The sequence below is a fragment of the Paenibacillus soyae genome (assembly GCF_024623455.1).
GTDB lineage: Bacteria > Bacillota > Bacilli > Paenibacillales > Paenibacillaceae > Pristimantibacillus > Pristimantibacillus soyae.
The window spans coordinates 124647-144487 of record NZ_JANIPJ010000012.1 but is presented as its reverse complement, the minus strand read 5'-3'; the positions used below and the strand labels follow the sequence as shown (position 1 = coordinate 144487).

The window sequence follows — 19841 nt, the reverse complement described above, 5'->3', positions numbered from 1 at the left end:
AGCGGGATGAAAGACACGTTTGGCGACAAAGTATTCTATGCGTGCAATTACGGGCTGCTGTTCCTGCTCTCGCTAACTTGCCTGTTTCCGCTGCTGCATATCGTATCGTTGTCGCTTAGCGATTCGCATTCGGTCATGTCGGGATTCGTAACGATTTGGCCGCAAGGCTGGTCGATCGAATCTTATCGGCAGCTGTTCGTGAATACGCGGATCCTTCCGGCATTCGGCAACAGCGTATTGATCACCGTAGTCGGCTCTGCTATCTCGATGATCGCGACGATTTTGACGGCGTATCCATTATCGCGCAACTATTTTATCGGCCGCCGCTTCTTCACGTTAGCCGCCGTCTTCACCATGATGTTCTCCGGCGGGATGATTCCGCACTATCTGCTGATGAAGCAGCTGGATCTGATCAATACGTACTGGTCGCTGTGGCTGCCGGCGGCGATAAGCGTCTACAATCTGCTTGTGCTGCGGACGTTCTTCGTGAATATTCCGGAGGAGATCGAGGAAGCGGCCCGCATGGACGGCTGCGGCGAGTGGCGGATGCTGCTGCGGATTATGCTTCCGTTGTCCCTGCCCGCGCTTGCGACGCTGACTCTCTTCTATGCTGTAGGGTATTGGAACTCGTTCATGAGCGTGTTGATCTATATCAACGAGACTTACAAATTCAATTTGACCGTGCTCGTGCAGCAAATGATCCGCAAGCAGTCGGTGTTGACGGAGATGGTGTACGCGCAGCCCGACGATGTGGCGGAAATTACAGGCGAGGGGATTAAGGCCGCCGGGATTATGGTCATGATCATTCCGATGCTGATCGTCTATCCGCTGCTGCAGCGTTATTTTGTCAAAGGCGTGATGCTGGGATCGGTCAAAGGGTAAGAGGCAGTCGAAAACTCCTTGAGGGGATGTGTTGCGCATGTCGTGAACGGGTCATGGCCGGACGAATACGAGAGGAATGCGAAATAGAAAGGGGATATCGGCATGAAGCGCACAAACAGGAGAAAATGGTTCACCAATTCGGCCTTACTCGCCGCTGTATGCGTCCTGCTGGCGGGCTGCACGCAGAACGGCGGGACGTCCGGCAATCCGAGCAATGAGCCGACTAGCACGAACCAGCCGGCAGAGACGGAGCAGCCGAAAGCGAGAGGGGAAATATCCGTCACCGTGTATGATCGGGGGAATGTGCCTTCCACCGAAGGGACAACGGAAGAAAACCGGTGGACCAAGTGGCTGAACGAGAACGGCCCGACCGACGTCCGATTCGTTGCCGTGCCTCGCTGGGAATCCAAGCAGAAGCTGAACGTCCTGTTCGCTTCGGCAAGCGCGCCCGACCTGATCTTCGAATACGATCCGTATATCAAGAACCCGCTGTACGATCAGAAGCAGCTGATGCCCATCAACGATATGATCGACAAGTACAGCACGACGTACAAAGAGCTGCTTGCGGACTATCCGGTGCTCGGCAAGGTGGGAACGAAGTCGGACGGCAAGATCTACGAATTCGCCCGGCTGGCCGAGGTTGTGCCGATCCACGCCTTGCTGATCCGCGAGGATTGGCTCAAGAAGCTGAATCTGAGCGTGCCCCAAACGACGGAAGAGCTGTACGAAGTGGCGAAAGCCTTCGCCGAACAGGATCCCGACGGCAACAATCAGAAGGACACGTACGGCATCGCCATCAGCTTCCAATCCGGGCAGGTCGTAGACCAGATCTTCCAGGCGACCCGTTGGGTGGAGAAGGACGGCAAGCTGACTCGGAACTGGGATAACTTCAAAGCGGTCGCCGAGTTCAAGAAACGGTTGTTCGACGAAAGCATCATCGACAAGGATTTCCTGAACGATAAGAACGGCGCGAAGGCGAAACAAGATTTCATTAATGGTAAATTGGGCATCTATCCGCTGCAGCTGAATTGGTACGGCTTCACGAACGGCGAGCTTGCTTCGCTGAAGAAGAACGTGCCGGACGCCGAAGTCACGCCGATCCCTTATCCGGAAAGTCCGGCGGGCCGCTTCAACCCGGCGTTCACGAATCCGGTTCAAGCGACCGCCGTCGTGAACGCGCATGCCAAAAATCCGGAAGCCATTATGCAGTATGTGGACTTCCTTGTAAGCCAGGATACGGTCAAAGCATTAAAGTACGGTATTGAAGGCGAGCATTGGCAGAACGGCGCGAATGGGTGCCCGGCACCCATCGATCCGGAAAAAACGAAAATCGAAGTCGGCTACACCGCCGATCTGCTAATGCTGAGCTCCGGTGTGCTTGATGAGCAATGCGGCAGGGTCGAGCAGCAGTTCAACACGACCATTCCGATCCAAGCGGAGGGGCTGGCTATGTACAAGAAAGCGCTCGAGATTTACCTCGACCCCAGCAAGCCTTATGTTGAAATTACGCATCCCGAGCATTTGCCGCAAATTCCGAAGGATATCGATACGATCTCGACGAACATCGGCAAGCCGATCGATGACATATGGGTGAAAGCGGTGCTTGGCGGCAGCGGATATACGCCTGAAATGGCCATGAAGGAAGCGATGGACACCTGGGAGAAGGGCGAAGGCAAGAAGGTGGAGCAATGGTTCGAGACGTGGTGGGAAACCAGCCGTGAAGAGGCTTTCTTGGCCGATGATATTTACGACATGATGAGACAGCAGAGAGGGCTCTAGGAACGAAGGGGCGCAGGGGATGGCGGCGGGCGCACGCCATCCCCTTTCCTATAAAAAATAAGGCGTTACAGCAAATCAATGCGAGGAGGAACCATGAAATGATGGTTGTCCGCAAATGGTTGACAGTGATTGCCGCAGCAGCGCTTCTACTCTCGCTTCTACATCCGGCCGTTTATGCCGAGGATACGCAGACCGCAGGGAACTTTCTAGAATCGGTTGAACCGCCGCCCGGATTCATCGATCCCTTGGACACCTTCAGTCTTGCCGCGAAGCGCACGAATTTATATTTGGAAGGCGGCAATCCCGCCTATTATGGCGGAGATACGAAACGCGCGACGAGAGCGACGACCGCGGCCGGTTATCTAACCTATACCACCCCGTACGATATCGAGTCGTTCGCCGTGCACGGCTATTCCTACAACGCCGTGCCGTTCGTGCCGCTTAAGCTATACGTCTCCAAAGACGGGGAAGCGTTCACCGAGCTGGAGGTTACGCCGGTTCTATCCGGCGAACCGGTCTTCGCCTGGCAGCTGTACGTCTATGAAGCCGCGGGGCTTCCGGAAGGAACGAGGGCGCTGAAGATCGAGCTTTCGGGAGACTCCAAGTCGTGGACGCCTCAAATTTCCCAAGTGCTGATAAACCGAAATACGCTTTCGGTGACCGCTGAACCACCGGAGGGCTTCATCGGATCCGAGACGCTTATGGTTCGTCTGCAAACGGCGACTCCTGGAGCTTCCATCTATTATCGAACGGAGGAGAACGCGGCCTATCAGCTCTACACAGAGCCTATTTCCTTGACGAAATTCACGTTGCTCGATACGTATGCGGCCGCCGAATGGCTTCAGCCGAGCCCAGCTCGCGTCTACACCTACTTTGCCCTGGCCGATATCCAGATCGACCGTTATGGCCAAAGAACAAGCGCTAGCTTCGCCTCCAAAGTCACATCCGACGAAGAGCTGCAAGCGGACGTGGCTTACGACGAGGCCTACTATGGAGCGCTTGAAGCCCCGGCTCACTTCGATTCGTACGGAGGACTCATGGGGAGCGCAGAAGCTCTAAACCTGCAGGCGAAAGGTTTCTTCAATATCCAGCATGCGCAAGGCAAGCCGGTACTGGTCGCGCCAGGCGGGAACGTTTATTTCAGCAATGGCGTTAACGCTATCTCGAATAACGAGACCTTCACGAACGTCGCGGGACGGGAACAGATCTACGAGTGGATCCCAAGCTACGACTCCGAATACCGGGCTGCGTTCACGGGCTCCAAGGATAATTTCTCTTACTATATGGCCAATAAATATCGGAAGACGGGCACGATCCCTACCAATAGCTCGTTCTATGCCGAAGCAGCCGAGCGTATCCGCAAATGGGGCTTCAACAGCGCGGGCGCCTGGGGCTCCGGCGAATACGCGCGGCAGAACCAGCTGCCTTACACGCTTGTCCTGCCGCTTAACAGCATGAGCAAACCGAGCGAAATCAAAGTGTTCGATATTTTCGCGGAGGGCGCGGAGCAGCAAATCGACGAAGCGCTGGCGAAGTCGCTGCCGAGCCTTAAGGATGACCCGCTCCTCATCGGCTACTTCGTCGACAACGAATACCATTACGAGAAGTTCCTAACAACTGTGCCGAAGCTGAAGGCGAGCAAGACGGGGCTGAAGCGGCGTTTTGTGCAGTTGCTCGAAGAAAAGTATGGCGACATCGCGACCTTCAACGCGAATTGGGAGACGAGCTACGCCGCATTCACCGAGCTGGGCGAAGCGTCGCTCTTCATTGATACGGCAGCGGCGGCGGCCGACATCGAAGCCTTCTTCCGGCTTTACTTGAACACCTATTATGAGACGGTTACGCGGTTGTTCCGCCAATACGATCCCAATCATCTGCTCTTGGGCGACCGCTGGTTGACGCTGCCCATGCAGAGCACCAAGATCCGCGGCATCCTGGCCGAGGAAGCCGGAAAATATATGGATGTGATCAGCATCAACCACTATAACCGGAACCTGGATACCGACATGCTGAATGACGTGTACGCCAAATCCGGAGGCAAGCCGATTCTGCTTAGCGAATGGAGCTACGGCACGGCGGAGCAGGGATTGAATCCGATCGTTCTTGGAGCCGCGGCAACGGAAGAGGAGCGAATGCTCCGCTACCGCAATTACGTGGAAGGCGCGGCATCGCTCGGCTACGTCGTCGGGACGCATTGGTTCGATTACGTCGATCAGGCCGCGACAGGACGCTGGTTCGAAGGTCATACAGGCGAAAGCTACAATACCGGTTTGATTAATGTTGCCGACCGCCCTTATACCCGCTTCCTGGAGGGGGTCATGGAGACGAACAACCGGGTCTACGATGTTCTGCTCGGCAACGCGCAGCCGTTCCGCCATGATTTTGGCGATTCGGACCCCGGTCCTGCTCCAGATAATCGGATGCTGGATATTCCTTATGTCGCTGAACCGGGTCCTATCGACGGTATTGCAAGCGATCTGCCCGGTACGGCGGGATCGGCTATCCTTACCGAAGCCGACCTCGTCGCGGGTAACGGAGCGGAGGGCATGACGGCCGGTTATCAATTTGCCTGGGATGAACAGCATCTGTACGTCACGGCATCCGTAACGGAGCCGACCCCGATGAACAATCCCTACCGGAACAGCTCGCTCTGGAAAGGGGACGGAATCGAGCTCTTCGTTGGTCCGGATGAGCTTGCGGTCGGCGGGGATCTGATCTATAGCGACCGCCAGCTTATCTTGAGCGCCGGGCTGACGGATGGACTTCCTTACTGGATGTGGTTCAATACCGGACGGCAAGCCGAGATCGACATGGCCGTGGCGCCCGTGCCGGATGGAACGGGATATGTGTTAGAAGCGGCCATTCCTTGGACGTCGTTAAAAATGTCGCCGCAGGAAGGAACGAAGTTCCTGTTCGACTTCGGCTTCGATGACAGCGAGGACGGCCAAAGCCGCAAGCGGCAGTGGATCTGGAACGGGACGAACCGCAACAATCTGGACCGCGGCTTGTGGGGAGAGGCGCGGCTGACAGGGCCTGCCGTAAGGGAGACGGCGGAGGTCGACTACACGGGCACACGCGTTTCCCGTTCCGACACAGCGATTCCTATCGTCGCAACGATCGTCACGTCTTCCGGTCAGATTGCCGGCGCGGGACTTCCCGTCCAATTCCACTTGACTGCCATCGGAACGAACGGCGAACGGGTCCCCGTGGAAGCGTCGGAGCTCGAACGGATTATAGAAACCGATGAGAACGGAACAGCCTCGGTATTGGCGGAGCTTCCCGAAGGGTTGTACAGCGTCCGGGCAGAGCTGCTAGAGAACGATAGGTATCAGACTGCCTATACGGAAGCGGTTATCGCCATTGAGCCAGCCGGAGGCGCGGCATTCCGAATGAACGGCTTCCTCTTGCTTGCCGGGAACGACAACATGGGGCGGGGTGGCGAGAAGCTTCATGTCAATAGTCAGATAGGCGGACGGGGCGAGGATCATTGGCGGCTGAAGCTGCCGGGAGGCGAGAAGCTGGACGTAACGATGATCGAATGGGCAGTAACTTCGGGAGAAAGCGCTTATTGGCAAGGCCGGACAACGTTAGACGGCAAGCCGGTAACGATCCGAATGGCGGCAACGGCCGACGGGAAGGAGACGAAGGCCTCCATCTTCGTTTGGGAGGGAGAAGCGACGTCCGGCGAGCCGATCCTAAGCGTGCTGGACGCGGTATTCTCCGGCCGGTTCTCGATACTCAAATGAAATGGATAGAAGCCGAGCAGGAGGTTGACGGATGGAGAAGTTATTGGCTCCCTTGCATGCAGAGGAAGAATGGCTATGGCATCAGAAATGGCTGGAGAGGAAGGTGAAGTCGCTTGATCGCGACTTCACCCCAGATAAGCGTCTATACCGATTCCCGTTCAACAGTCCCGGCTATCACACTCGAATTCGCGAGGCGGAATATGTACATTCCACGTATCCAAACGCAATGGCGGCGGCCGCGCTGCTCGACAGCGGTATGGATGCGTATGAACAACGGGCATTCGACATTCTTGAGAAGCTGATCTCGCTCCAGGATACGGACCGGAGCAGTCCGACGTTCGGCATCTGGTCATGGTTCGAGGAAGAGCCGCTCGCCGAGATGTCCCCGCCGGATTGGAATTGGGCGGATTTCATCGGCAAAAACTTGGTGCTCGTCTTATCCCGGCATGGCGACAGATTGCCGGCCGGCCTTGCTCAGCGGCTAAAGCTGGCGCTTAGGAATGCCGCGGATGCGATCATCGCGCGCGATGTCGGCCCGAGCTATACGAACATTGCGATTATGGGCGCATTCGTCACGCTGATCGGCGGCGAAAGACTCGGCATCTCTTCGTACGAGCAATACGGACTGGCGAGGCTCGAACGATTTCTCGCCTTCACGCGGCGCCTCAACACCTTCCAGGAATACAATTCTCCCGCATACGCGACCATCACGATTCTGGAATTGTCCCGGCTGAGGACGGAAACGTCGAACGAGCGGGCCAAGGCGATTTGCGAGGAGCTGCTGGATGTAGCCTGGAGCATGATTGCCGAACACTTCCATGCGCCAACAGGCGAATGGGGCGGGCCGCATAGGCGCAGCTACAGCACGCTTCTCAAACCGAATGTGCGTTCATTCCTCCAGTTGGCTACAAGGGGCGCCGCCTCGTACGGGCCATGGGAGGAGCTGGACTATTCGCCCGAATGGTATAAAAGCGGAATCGCATGTCCCGATCGGTATCTAGACCGCTTCCGAACGCTGCAGAGCCGATCGATCCGCGAAGTTTACCAGCTCGATGAAACCAAAGGCATTCAAAGAGTCGCCGCGGCCGACCTGTCCGCCGACTACGCGATCGGCTCCTTCAATCAGGAGATCATGTGGACGCAATGCAGAAGCTTAGTCGGTTATTTCGACAGCGGCGCTGGAGCCGTCTCGATGCAGCTGCGCTTCCTGCTGGAGCATTACGACTTTTCTTCGGCCTTGCTTACCGCCGACCAATTGGATGGGCAGCTGCTGTTCGGTCTCAATCTGTTCACCAACGGCGGCAACACCCATCCCGTGCTGGATAAGACCAATGGCGTCATGGAAACGTCGGATTTGCGGATTCGGCTTGAGTTCGACGGGCAGCTCGATCTGGTCCAGGGAAAGCTTCGGGACCATGAGGGCTTCGATATCCATATCGGACAACAAGTCGTATCCCTGAGGCTGCTGCACGGCATATTCGAAGAGGAGGGGCAAGGTCAGCCCTATATACCGAGTTGGCAGCTGCAGCACGTTGAGGGGAAGCTGCATGCGGATTATGTCATTTATTCCGGTCCGCGGCGCGTGTTCGAGATGTCGGAAATCCGCCAAGCGATCTTTATCTTCGCGTTGGCCGTTGGCGGAGAGGATCCGGAAATCCGGGTCGATATCCGCGTTGAAGAAGATGGAGAGCTCGGCGCGGCAGGCGAGGTCAACGGGAGAAGGCTGGCCATACAGAAGCTGCATAGGAAACCGAAGGTGGTATAAACGCGAACGACTATAGGAAGGAGGTTTATGGAAATGAAAATGAACCGTTCCGCGACGGCTGCGGAAGCGGCGAAACGCGTCTATTCTCGAATGCTGCATGGAAAACCGGGCAGCTGGTCCATGGACATTAACGGCTGGGATTGGGTGCCTGGCGTTGGCGTCATCGCTATAGCGGAATATGGACGAAGATGCGGGCAGCACGATATATGGGAATGGCTGGATAGCTGGGCGCAGCGAAATAGGGGCAAGTCGGAACGACTGAAGGTCATTAACGCGATCGCGCCGTACGCCGTTCTTCCCGAGCTCTATGCTTTCACGGGAAATCCGGTTTATGCAGAGGCTGCCGAGCGGGCTGCGCAATGGCTGACGAACGAGGCTCCCCGGACGCGGGAGGGAGCTTGGGAGCACACGGTGACGGAGGATGTTCAATTCCCCGAGCAGGTGTGGGCGGATACGATCTTCATGGCGGATCTCGTGCTTGCGCGAGCCGCGAAGCTGTCAGGGAACCGTGCCTATGCCGAGGAATCGGTCCATCAGCTGCTGCTTCATCTTCGTTTGCTCCAGGATGAGGCTACTTCGTTGTTGTTCCACGGATGGAATTGCGAGGAGAGGCATCACATGTCGGGGGCCAGATGGACCCGCGCGAATGCTTGGATCGCCGCCGGGGTTCCGTTGATCGGAGAAGCGCTGGACGGACTCGTCAATTTGCCGGAGGAGGTCGTCACACGCTATCAAAGCCTGATGGGCGCATTAGCAAAGCTCCAACGCGACGATGGGCTGTGGCCGACTGTGCTGGACCGTCCGGCGTATTACCCCGAGACTTCGGGCAGCGCAGGGATTGCGTTCGGTATCAAACGAGGCATTCGGGGAGGATGGCTTGATGCCGGTCTTGAGTGGCATGCGGACCGAACGCTGCAAGCCATGCTGGGTCTTGTTACGGAAAACGGCAGCGTCCAAGGCGTTTCCGGAGGCACGCCGGTCATGCCATCCATCGAAGCTTATCAGTCCATTCCGCAGCATGAGAGCCTGTACGGGCAAGGATTGGCGCTGATGCTGCTTAGCGAGTATGTATGAAATTCTCCTTTTTGAAGCCCTAGCAACGTATCTTTCACAGAAACGACAGCCGAACGGAACGATCGGTTGTCGTTTTCTTATTGAAGGGAGACTGTACCTAATACTGCGGAGCATCGATATCAAAAAAATCCAGACATTCTGCTTTCCGCTCCATTGTGAACCGAGGGCTCGTTCCGTCATAATGGAGTGGAATCGCACCATTACGAGAGGGATGATGGATAATGCGCAAAGTTAAAATCGGCGTCATCGGTTGTGGCATGATTAGCGGAGTTTATTTGAAAAACTGTACAGAAACGTTTAATTACATCATAGAAGTGAAAGCGGTTGCGGATCTGGTGCCCGAGCTCGCCAGCAAGCGGGCGGAAGAATTCGGCATCGGCACGGTGTATACCGTGGATGAGCTGCTGGCCGATCCGGAGATCGAAATTGTGCTTAATCTGACGGCTCCGGCAGCGCACGGGCCGATCAACAAACGCGTGCTCGAAGCAGGCAAACACGTCTACACCGAGAAGCCTTTCGCCTTGTCGCGCGAAGAAGCGGACGAAGTGCTGGCGCTGGCCGAAGCCAAGGGCCTGCTCGTCGGCTGCGCGCCGGATACATTCCTCGGCGCGGGCGTCCAAACCTGCCGCAAGCTGATCGACGACGGCTGGATCGGGCAGCCGTACGCCGCGCATGCTTCGATCATTATGGGACACGCCGGAGGCGGCATCCATCCGAATTTCCAGAACTTCCTGAAGCTCGGCGGAGATCCGATTATGGATATGGGCCCTTATTACTTGACGGCGCTTGTGAACATGCTCGGACCGGTGCGGCGGGTATCGGGCTCGGCCCAGCAGATCAATAAGCACATTACGGTCACTAATCCGAGATCGCCTCGATACGGCGAGACGGTGCCTGTCGAAGCGCCGACCAACGTGACGGCGACGCTCGACTTCCAGAGCGGAGCGGTCGCCAGCCTGCAAGCGTGCAAAGAAGCGTTCGGGTATGAGCCCCGCATGGAAATTTACGGAACGGAAGGAATCCTGTACGTGCCGGACGCCAATTTCTTCGGCGGTACCATTCGGCTGAAGTCGGCATCCGGCGAGCTGAAGGAAGTTCCCTATTCGCACGGGTTCGCAACGGAAAGCAGAGGCATCGGCGTAGCCGACATGGCCCACGCGATCCAGAGCGGGCGCGCCAACCGGGCGAGCGGCAGGCTGGCGCGGCATATACTGGACATCTCGTTCGGCATATTCGAGTCCTCCGAGCAAGAACGCCATGTGACGCTGCAATCGACGATTGAACGGCCGGAGCCGCTGCCGCTTGGCCTCAAATACAATACGCTCGACTGAGCGCAGGAGGAGAAGACGAGATGAAAACATTTCCGATTGGCGTACAGCCCTATACCGTCAGAGATGCTTTAAGATCCGATTACGAAGGAACGCTTCGCCGCTTGGCGGAGATCGGCTATAAGGGCATTGAGCTTGGAAGGCCGCCGGAAGGCGTTACCGTCGCCGAGCAGAAGGCGCTTCTGAAATCGCTTGGACTCCATGTCGTCAGCTCGCATGCCGGATTCGACACGCTCTCCTTCGATGCGGAATCGATTATGGATTATTTGGACGAAGCGGAGGGCGGCCGGCACATCGCGATTTCGCTGCGGTTCGCGGACAAAGACGATGTGCTTCGCAAGGCCGCCGAGTGTAACCGGATCGGCGCTCGCATGCAGGAACGGGGCTTCCAATTCCTCTATCACAATCATGACTGGGAATTCGTTTCCTACGACGGCAAATACGCGATGGACTGGTTCCTTGAAGCTACGGATCCGGCTTGCGTCGGCATGGAGCTGGATACGTATTGGGCGGCCAAGGCGGACGTATCGCCGGCGGATTATTTGCGTACGCGTTTGATAGGCCGTTGTCCGCTGCTTCATATTAAAGATATGGAAGCAGGAGAGCAGCGTTTCTTCGCCGAGGTCGGCGAAGGCGTGCTCGACTTCGTGAGCATCGCGGCCGCGGCGGAAGAGGCGGGGGTCGAATGGCTGATCGTGGAACAGGACGAAAGCCGGCGCGATCCGTTCGAAAGCTTGGCCATTAGCTATCGCAATTTAGCCGCTATGGGCTTGCTCCAGCGTTAAAAGGAAGGGAGGGCGGAGATCGTACGCCAACAGGATCCATTCATCGGGCTGCCGAAGATCAGCGTTGCGGGAGATATCGTCAAGCGGGCGGGGACGGGGCTGGCCGAGCGAACGCTTCATGATTACGAGCTGCTTTATTTCCCCTACGGAACCCGAAGTCTATATATTCTCGAATCGCAAGAGCTCCCCTTGAACGAGCCCAGCTTCATCGTGACCCGCCCCGGGGAACGGCATGAATACCGCTATGACCCTGGCCAGCCCTCCAGGCACCTGTTCGTCCACTTTACCTTCGAAGGGGCGGAGACCGAAGCTCCGCCTCTTCGGCTGCTGCAGCGGGGCGGCCCTCCGATTATACGTTCCGGGGACGAGCTGCTTGCCAATCTGATGAAGCAGTTGATGCTGGTGGCGTACTTGCATCCAGGCAACTTTCGCCGGCGGGCCGGCTTGCTGCTTCTGACGCTGCTCGAGGAGCTGGACAGTCTTGCCGAAGACAGCCCTGCGGACCGGCCGGAAGAGGCTATTCCGCCTCAGATCGCCAAGGCGCTGGACTATATCGACAAGCATCTGGGCGCTCCGCTTACGGTCGACGAGCTAGCCGCGAGCGTAGGCTGGACGCATGAGCATCTCTCCAGAAGCTTCGTGCGATTCACGGGGCGATCTCCCAGAGAGACGATCGTTCACCGGAAGATCGAGCGGGCTTGCCAGCTGCTGCTGCATGAGGAGCGAAGCGTCAAGGAGATTGCTTATTCTCTCGGGTATTCGGACGAAAATTATTTTTACCGCGTATTTAAGCAGGTGAAAGGGATTACGGCTGTGGAATACCGGCGCAAATATTTTAATCCGTGGTATAGCGAATTGCATCCGATCGGGGAAGGCGATACGCCGTATCCGCAAAATCGGATTTTGTTCAACGCCGCGATGCTGAATGACAAGCAGGACAAGCAGGGGCTTTAGCCCATAACCTCGTGAAGGAAGGAGAGGACGCCGATGATCCAACAACCGTTAAGAGTGGGGCTGATCGGATATGGCTTCGCCGGACGCGTCTTTCACGCTCCCGTTATATCAGCCGTGCAGGAGCTTGCTTTGACGAAGGTGGTCGAGCGCGGCTCGGAAACCTCGAAGGAACGTTACCCGCATGTCGAGGTGGTCAGAAGCGCCCAGTCCTTGTATGACGATCCGGACATCGACCTGGTTGTCGTCGCGACGCCAAGCACGAATCATTATTCGTTCGCGAAGGATGCGCTGCTGGCCGGCAAGCATGTAGTCGTTGAGAAGCCGTTCTCGGCGACGTCGGCGGAAGCGGACGAGCTCATTGAGCTTGCCCGCCGCCAGGGAAAAGTCATCAGCGTATTCCATAACCGGCGCTGGGACGGCGATTACATGACGGTACGGCAATTGCTGCGGTCCGGCAGTCTTGGACGCATGAGCGAGGCCGAATTCCGGTGGGATCGCTACAGTCCGCACGTCGCTTCGAAGAGGTGGCGCGATGCCGGCGAGCAGCTCGGCTCCGGCGTATTTTACGATCTTGGCGTGCATTTGATCGATCAAGCCTTGTGTTTATTCGGCAAGCCGGCTACCATTACGGCCGACATTCGCACGCAGCGGGACGGGGCAGGAGCGGACGACGGCTTCGAGGTCACGTTGGGATATCCCGATCGGCTGAACGTCAGGCTGCGTTCTTCGCTGCTTATTCGTCAACCGGGACCCCGTTACGCGCTGCACGGCACGGAGGGATCCTTCGTCAAATACGGCGAGGATCCGCAGGAGGAGGAGCTGAAGGCGGGGCGGACTCCGCTTGACGCCGGGTACGGCCTTGAACGGGAAGAACGGTACGGCAAGCTGGATACGGTCGTGGGCGGTCTTCGTTTTGTCGGCAGCGTTCAGACCCTGGCGGGCGGCTATCAGCATTACTATCGCAATGTGGCCGAGCATATTCTCGGATTGGCCGAGCTTGACGTGAAGCCGGAGGAGGCGCGGGATGCTATCCGCTTGATCGAACTCGGCCTTATAAGCAGCAAGGAAGGAAGGACGGTACACGTGACATGGTAGAGAGCATGAAGCTTGGGGAGCGTCAATTCCCGTTCAAGAGCGCGTTGAATGCTTCGACGCTGATGCCGTTCGGGCTGAGGCTGGATCAGCAGCTCCGCGTTGCGGCCGAAGCCGGTTACGACGGGTATGAGATCTGGGTACGAGATGTCGAGGCCTACGTGGACGAGGGACATTCGCTGAGCACGCTTCGGAATGAAGTCGAAGCGTTAGGCATCGCCATTCCGAACGCCATCGCATTCTTCCGCTGGGCGGATCGGGACGAGCGCGTACGCGAGGAAGCGCTTCTTCAGGCGAAACGCGAAATGGAGCTTCTGGCCGAGCTAGGCTGCCTGGCGGTCGCGGCTCCGCCATTCGGCGACGTGGAAGGCGTGACGCCCCATGAGTTCGCCCAGCGCTTCGCCGAGCTGGCTAAGCTCGGGGCAGAGGCTGGCGTCGAGCCTTATCTGGAGTTTTGGGGAAGAGCCGCACGGCTGAACACGCTCGAGCAGACGCTGGAGGTGCTGCGCTCGCTCGAAGCTTCGGAGGCGAAGCTGCTTCTGGATCCGTTCCATCTGTATACCGGCGGCTCGAAGCTGGACTCGCTCCATGAGGTAGCAGGGCGGAATATCGGCATTGTACACGCCAATGATTACGGAGCGACGCCGCCAAGGGAGACGATCGCCGACGCCGATCGCCTGTTCCCGGGTGACGGCGTCGCGCCGCTGGGACAGCTTGCCCAGCTGCTTCATCAGAACGGATACGCCGGCTATCTGTCACTGGAGCTGTTCATGGAAAGCTACGGAGATCTCGGCGCGGTCGAAGTTGCCAAGCTTGGGCTTGAGAAGCTGCAAGCGGCCTTCTCGCTCACGTCGCTATAACTCCCTGCAGGCTGCATAGTTAAGAGGGATTATAGAATATTCGGAGGCAGTCTAGGACCTTTCGTCCGAGGCTGCCTCTACGTTATGGCGTAAAAAAACGACTTTTGACCATTCCGGGCAAGCTTGCTACAATAAGACGACGATACCAACAATTAGTTACGGGGTGGTCCAATCTTGCATTACAACAACGAGCGTCTGGATCTTTGGCTGTCCATATCCCATATCCATACCAGCGTCAACGATAAGTTGGAGCAAGCGCTGCTGAAGCAATATGATATTTCCTTAAAGGAATTTTACGTCCTTAAATTCGTAGCCAACTCGCCATGCAAAGAGCTGCGGCTGCAGCAGCTCCAAGAGATGGTGGGCTTAAGTCAAAGCGCTACGTCGCGTCTTGTGGACCGCATGGAAGCGCCGAATGTCGGAGCGCTGGAACGGCATTCTTGCTCCAATGATCGACGCGGCATTTATACACGAATAACCGAGTCAGGCGAGCAGAAGGTTCAGCAAGCTTTAGCGACAGTGAATGAGGTATTGCATGCGGAGCTTGGACGCGAAGGTGTCTTATTCGAGCTGGAAGGTCTCATTCAAAAACTTTTAAGGTAAAGGCTTCTTGACAGGAAGCTTTTATTTCGGTAATTTATATGCATGCGCATGCTTTTAAAAAGAGAAGTGGAGGGTTTATCATGTCGAACACGCAAACGGTGCAAGCCTTGTTCCGTCCATTTACACTCGGAACTCTATCCTTATCTAACCGAACGGTAATGGCGCCGATGACGCGTCAAAAATCGCCGAACGGCGTTCCCGGACCGGATGTGGCGGCTTATTACCGTCGGAGGGCGGAGAACGGAGTCGGACTTATCGTAACGGAGGGCACGGTCATAAACCATGCCGATTCGAGCAATCAGAAGGATGTCCCGTTCTTCTACGGGGAAGCTGCCCTGAACGGCTGGGCGAATGTTGTGTCCGAGGTGCACGCCGCGGGAGGCAAGATCGTTCCTCAAATCTGGCATATGGGCGCACGCGGCAACGTGAACGAATACTCCGAAGAAGAAATTGCCGGAATCGTGCAGGAATTCGCAAAAGCAGCTGCGGAGGCCAAGCGTCTGGGCTTTGACGGCATTGAGCTGCATGGCGCTCATGGTTATTTGATCGACCAGTTCTTCTGGGAGAAAACAAACCAGCGGACGGATCGGTACGGAGGCAGCTTCGTAGACCGCACGACCTTCGCCGCGGAGGTCGTCAAAGCTTGCCGCGAAGCCGTTGGCCCCGATTTCCCGATCATCCTGCGCATCTCGCAATGGAAGGGGATCGACTATTCGGCGAAGCTCGTGCAATCGGCGGAGGAGTTAAAGCAGTTTCTCGCGCCGCTGGTAGAAGCCGGCGTGGATATCTTCCATTGCTCGACGCGACGGTTCTGGGAACCGGAATTCGAAGGCTCCGAGCTGAATTTCGCGGGCTGGGTGAAGCAGCTGACCGGCAAACCGACCATCATGGTGGGATCCGTCGGCTTGGAGGGGGACGTGTCGACCTTCTTCTCGACGGGAAGCGGCTCGGGGAACGCAAGCTTGGACGGCCTGATTCCCAAGCTGGAGAATCAGGAGTTCGATCTTGTCGCCATCGGCCGAGCGCTGCTCGCGGATCCGGCTTGGGTCAAGAAGATTAGCGAAGGCAGGGTGGAGGAGCTTATTCCGTTCACGCCTGAGGCGCTCCAAACCTTACATTAATGTATATATGAACGAGGAGGCCATTCCTTTTGAAGGAAGGGCCTCCTCGTTTTTTTGTATATCGGTTAGTACCTTGACAGTCACAGTAGTGTAACGTATTATAGATTTGCGGGGTGATGAAATGAGCGAAAATAAAATTACATCCGACCTGCTGCGCGGACATACCGATACGATGATTTTGCGACTCCTATCCGAATCCGATCGCTACGGGTACGAAATTGTCAAAGTGATTGCGGAGCGCTCTGGCGGAGAATACGAACTAAAGGAAGCAACGATGTACTCCAGCGTTAGGCGGCTTGAAGCGGAAGGCGATATCGAGTGGTATTGGGGTGACGAATCGCAAGGCGGCCGGCGCAAATATTTTCGAATTACCGAGAAGGGCAAAGAAACCTACGAACGCAACAAAAACAACTGGGAATACGCGAAACGCGTCCTTGAACAATTATTATAAGAGGAGTGGATGATTTGAACGAGAAATTGACCAGCTACCTGAATGGCGTGTTCGCGCCTTACGATGGGGTGAAAAGCGTCGAGGAATTGAAGTCGGATCTGCATTCCGATCTGCAGGAACGTTACCGTGAGCTCAAGAGCGAGGGCAAGGACGATGACACGGCTTTCGAGATGACGATCGACAGCATCGGCGATATCGAGGAGACGGTGCTTGAGGTAGCGAACTTATCGCGGTCGCTCGAGCGCCAAGTCGTAACCAATTTTAGCGGAAGCAATCTGCAGATGAGCGACTTCGCCGGAGTTAAAGCGCATAAGGGAGAGTTTTCCGGGAGCGCCTTGCGAGGCTCCGACTTTTCGAACGCGGATTTGACCGGCAGCAAGTTTGCGGGCAGCGATGTACGCGAAGCGAACTTTGACGGCTCCAACCTTACCGACTGCAGCTTTTCCGCCTTGGACCTCTCGAATGCGAGCTTCAAAAAATCGATCCTGGTACGCACCAACTTCAGCTCGTCGGGGCTGGAGGGGGCAACCTTCCAAGACGCCAAATTAACAGACGTGAAGCTGCATACGACGGATCTGAGAAAAACAACCTTCGCGAACTGTATATTTGACGGCGTGGAGTTCAAATATTCGGATCTGACCGGCCTGTGTCTGGACGGGCAAACCTTTATCGGCGTCAAGTTTGAGAAATGCGGCTTGAACGACGTGACGTTCAGAGGCGCGACTCTGAAGAATGTGTCCTTCCATCCGGGGTTTACGCTGACCAAAAAATACTTCCGAGCCATCAAAACGATCAACTTCGACGGCGCCGTGATGGATAAACTGACTTATGCCGCGCTCAAAGGCATGGAAGCCGATCTTACGAACGTTACCGTTAAATAAGCCAACATTTTAATTTTTGCGATGAGGGTGTTTCCCCGGTACCTTGCGGGTGCTGGGTTTTTGGCATGCATTTTGCTTTGGTTATCAAAGGCTTTAAATGAAACTTTACCAAACCAAATAAGAGCTTGCTTGGTACAATCTTGTTAGATGTAACCAATCCAGCGGGGGAAGCAGAACTATATTCTCCGTAAGAAAGCGAGATATTGCCATGTACTATACACTTAAAGATCTACAGCATGCTTATGAAGCCGGGGAGAAGATGAAGTTTCTTTTTTTCTGGGGGCATACTCCAATGGCCGATGGAACGATTAACGTTAGTTGTTTAAGCCAATGGTGGAAAACTCATTTCGAGTCAACGATGAGCAATATAGCTGCGCCGAGCAGTACATGATGGCTGAGAAGGCAAGGCTTTTTGGGGATGAAGAGATGCTGGAGGCCATTATGAAGGCGAAGCACCCTAAAGAAATGAAGGCATATGGACGCGCAATTAAAGGGTTTAATGAAGAGATATGGGATGTTCGCTGTTACGATATTGTGCTGCAAGGCAACCTATCAAAATTTGAGCAAAACCCAGCTCTATTGGAATTTATCATGAATAGTAAAAATCGGATCTTTGTAGAGGCAAGCCCAGTAGATCGGATCTGGGGGATCGGTCTAGCAAAAGATCATCCTAACGTAAATAATCCGATGTTATGGCAAGGTAAAAACTTACTTGGCTTCGCAATAACCGAGGCTCGAGATCGTTTATCGGGCGTGATTTAGAAAAAAGGAGGGAGATCTACATGCACTCCTCTCGTTTATTGTTTCGCTGTTACTCATTATTCGAGATAATAGAGTATTTACAAGAGCCGCGTATATCGCGGCTTTTTTTCGATTAACTGGCAACCTCTTACTCCCAACAGGCGTTTATGCTTTGTAGAAAGGTGGATGATAAAAAATGAAAATAAAGTGGTTGAACTATGCGGTCACGCTTTCATTGTTCGCGGGCTTGCTTCTGCCTGCGGGACAGACGAACGCCGCGAGTACAAACGTCAAGGTAACACTCCCCACATTCGAAGTGAAGCTAAACGGCCATCTGGTCGAAAATCGAAATCGGGAATATCCGCTGCTGGTTTATCGAGGAATAACCTATATTCCAATGACCTGGAACGATACCCGATTGTTAGGATTGGAGGCCAGTTGGTCGCAAGCAGCAGGCTTAAACATTCAACAGAGCCAAGTGACGTCATCTTATGAGCCTTATAAAACCGAGAGCCGCAATGCGGCCGCGTACACCGCGAAGATCTCCACATCGGCCATCACGGTCAATGGGAAGAAGATTAACAATTCAAAGGAACCTTATCCGTTGTTAAGCTTCCGCAACATCACGTACTTTCCTCTAACCTGGCGATTCGCGCATGATGAATTCGGGTGGGATTATAAGTGGAATACTGACAGCGGCCTAAGCATTACGTCTCACAATCCGCAGCTCCAATCAGTGGGCCTGCCGTCATTTGCCGCCGATAACGGCGTCGCTCTATTTGAGGGGTATTATTATTTCGTTCAGACGTCCGGCACAACGAATCGTATCTATCGGTCGCCCGTTAAACAGCCTTCGGCCAAGGAAGAGATCTATTCTTATAGCTTCGAAGGTTCAGGAGAAGAATGGCAGCCGGAAAAAGTAACGTTTCAAATTCGCGACAAAGCGCTGTGGTTTACCTACCATCTCGGAGGGGGAGTCTCGGGCAGCGACAGATTCGTGAAAATCGAGGACAACGGGGAGGCCAAGATGGTACACGATGGTTATCTCGATTTCCGTGATACGCCTTACGGAACGCTGATCGTAGATCTTGGCTTCAATTATGATGATGGGACCCTTTATTTTGAAGAAGGCAGCGATCGTGTTCGTGTAGGCGACCCGGATTTGTCATTCGCCCAATATGTTACGCAGAATGGCCTTACCGCAACGACGGTAGTCGGCGATGACGTATACGTGTTATGTCAACCACTCCCAAGTGACCCGTATTCCATCTATCGAATCAACCTGAAAACAAACAAAACCGAGAAGATCGTTGATGCGTCTGTCAGCTGGTTCCGCATTCTTGATAATAAGCTGTACTACATTAATAAAGACGATAATCAAGCGTTATATTCGTCTAAACTAGACGGTACGAATGCCATGAAGCTGTCCGAGCATGCCGTATCCTGGTTCGATAGCGTGGACGGCAACCTATTCTACACAACGAAGCTGAATTCAACCCAGTACGCGCTATACAAACTCAATTCAAACGGAGAAGATGTGCGGGTATGGGCATCGCCGGTCGCCAGCGTCCAAGTAGTCGATCATTACCTCATAAGTCAGCTGGGCAGCGGGAGTGGTGTCGTTCTGCTGGAAGGCTCAGGCCGCCTGTCGCTGAAAGTGGCGGATCCGATCTCACGTGTTGTGACATCAGAAGATGGAGTTATACTCCAAAGCGAAAAAAATACCTTTTATAAAATAAATCGCTAAGTTATTCCTCGTCATCTCTTTCGGTGCGTCCT

Annotated in this window: 15 protein-coding genes and 1 pseudogene; all 16 read left to right on the top strand. The window is 55.2% G+C overall.

Annotated features, from left to right (window positions below):
- The first annotated feature begins 6 nt into the window (after positions 1 to 6).
- The 16 genes and pseudogenes from NQZ67_RS17190 (at position 7) to NQZ67_RS17115 (ending at position 19809) form a co-directional block, all read left to right on the top strand.
- Positions 7 to 882, top strand: coding sequence for a carbohydrate ABC transporter permease (locus NQZ67_RS17190; RefSeq protein ID WP_257448292.1), 876 nt, complete (start codon positions 7 to 9; stop codon positions 880 to 882).
- A 102-nt stretch (positions 883 to 984) separates the two neighbouring features.
- Entirely contained in the window at positions 985 to 2661 is a 1677-nt protein-coding gene (locus NQZ67_RS17185; RefSeq protein WP_257448290.1) for an extracellular solute-binding protein, read from the top strand.
- Positions 2662 to 2759: 98 nt separating this feature from the next.
- Positions 2760 to 6407, top strand: a complete 3648-nt coding sequence (locus NQZ67_RS17180; RefSeq protein ID WP_257448288.1) for a sugar-binding protein — start codon at positions 2760 to 2762, stop codon at positions 6405 to 6407.
- 31 nt (positions 6408 to 6438) lie between these two features.
- On the top strand, positions 6439 to 8172 hold the full coding sequence (locus NQZ67_RS17175) for a DUF8769 domain-containing protein (RefSeq protein WP_257448286.1): 1734 nt from the start codon (positions 6439 to 6441) through the stop codon (positions 8170 to 8172).
- A 33-nt stretch (positions 8173 to 8205) separates the two neighbouring features.
- Positions 8206 to 9246 (top strand): glycoside hydrolase family 88/105 protein, encoded by a 1041-nt coding sequence (locus NQZ67_RS17170; protein ID WP_257448284.1) that lies wholly within the window; start codon positions 8206 to 8208, stop codon positions 9244 to 9246.
- A gap of 221 nt (positions 9247 to 9467) precedes the next feature.
- Positions 9468 to 10577, top strand: a complete 1110-nt coding sequence (locus NQZ67_RS17165) for a Gfo/Idh/MocA family protein (protein ID WP_257448282.1) — start codon at positions 9468 to 9470, stop codon at positions 10575 to 10577.
- A gap of 20 nt (positions 10578 to 10597) precedes the next feature.
- Positions 10598 to 11359: a sugar phosphate isomerase/epimerase family protein gene (locus NQZ67_RS17160; RefSeq protein WP_257448280.1), complete on the top strand. Its 762-nt coding sequence runs from the start codon at positions 10598 to 10600 to the stop codon at positions 11357 to 11359.
- A gap of 189 nt (positions 11360 to 11548) precedes the next feature.
- Positions 11549 to 12313, top strand: coding sequence for a helix-turn-helix domain-containing protein (locus tag NQZ67_RS17155; protein ID WP_257448278.1), 765 nt, complete (start codon positions 11549 to 11551; stop codon positions 12311 to 12313).
- A 33-nt stretch (positions 12314 to 12346) separates the two neighbouring features.
- Positions 12347 to 13408: an oxidoreductase gene (locus tag NQZ67_RS17150; protein ID WP_257448276.1), complete on the top strand. Its 1062-nt coding sequence runs from the start codon at positions 12347 to 12349 to the stop codon at positions 13406 to 13408.
- Positions 13402 to 14265 (top strand): sugar phosphate isomerase/epimerase family protein, encoded by an 864-nt coding sequence (locus NQZ67_RS17145; RefSeq protein ID WP_257448274.1) that lies wholly within the window; start codon positions 13402 to 13404, stop codon positions 14263 to 14265. Before NQZ67_RS17150 ends, NQZ67_RS17145 begins: the two co-directional genes overlap by 7 nt.
- A 174-nt stretch (positions 14266 to 14439) precedes the next feature.
- Positions 14440 to 14868: a MarR family winged helix-turn-helix transcriptional regulator gene (locus NQZ67_RS17140; RefSeq protein WP_257448272.1), complete on the top strand. Its 429-nt coding sequence runs from the start codon at positions 14440 to 14442 to the stop codon at positions 14866 to 14868.
- A gap of 80 nt (positions 14869 to 14948) precedes the next feature.
- Positions 14949 to 15989, top strand: coding sequence for an NADH:flavin oxidoreductase (locus NQZ67_RS17135; RefSeq protein ID WP_257448270.1), 1041 nt, complete (start codon positions 14949 to 14951; stop codon positions 15987 to 15989).
- 121 nt (positions 15990 to 16110) lie between these two features.
- Positions 16111 to 16440, top strand: coding sequence for a PadR family transcriptional regulator (locus NQZ67_RS17130; protein WP_257448268.1), 330 nt, complete (start codon positions 16111 to 16113; stop codon positions 16438 to 16440).
- A 14-nt stretch (positions 16441 to 16454) separates the two neighbouring features.
- The gene (locus NQZ67_RS17125) at positions 16455 to 17321 is read left to right on the top strand and encodes a pentapeptide repeat-containing protein (protein WP_257448265.1); all 867 of its coding nucleotides are present in this window, start codon (positions 16455 to 16457) and stop codon (positions 17319 to 17321) included.
- A 208-nt stretch (positions 17322 to 17529) separates the two neighbouring features.
- Positions 17530 to 18083 (top strand): annotated as a pseudogene (gene ybiA, locus NQZ67_RS17120) (riboflavin biosynthesis intermediates N-glycosidase).
- Positions 18084 to 18258: 175 nt separating this feature from the next.
- Positions 18259 to 19809, top strand: coding sequence for a DUF5050 domain-containing protein (locus NQZ67_RS17115; RefSeq protein WP_257448264.1), 1551 nt, complete (start codon positions 18259 to 18261; stop codon positions 19807 to 19809).
- The last annotated feature ends 32 nt before the right edge of the window (positions 19810 to 19841 follow it).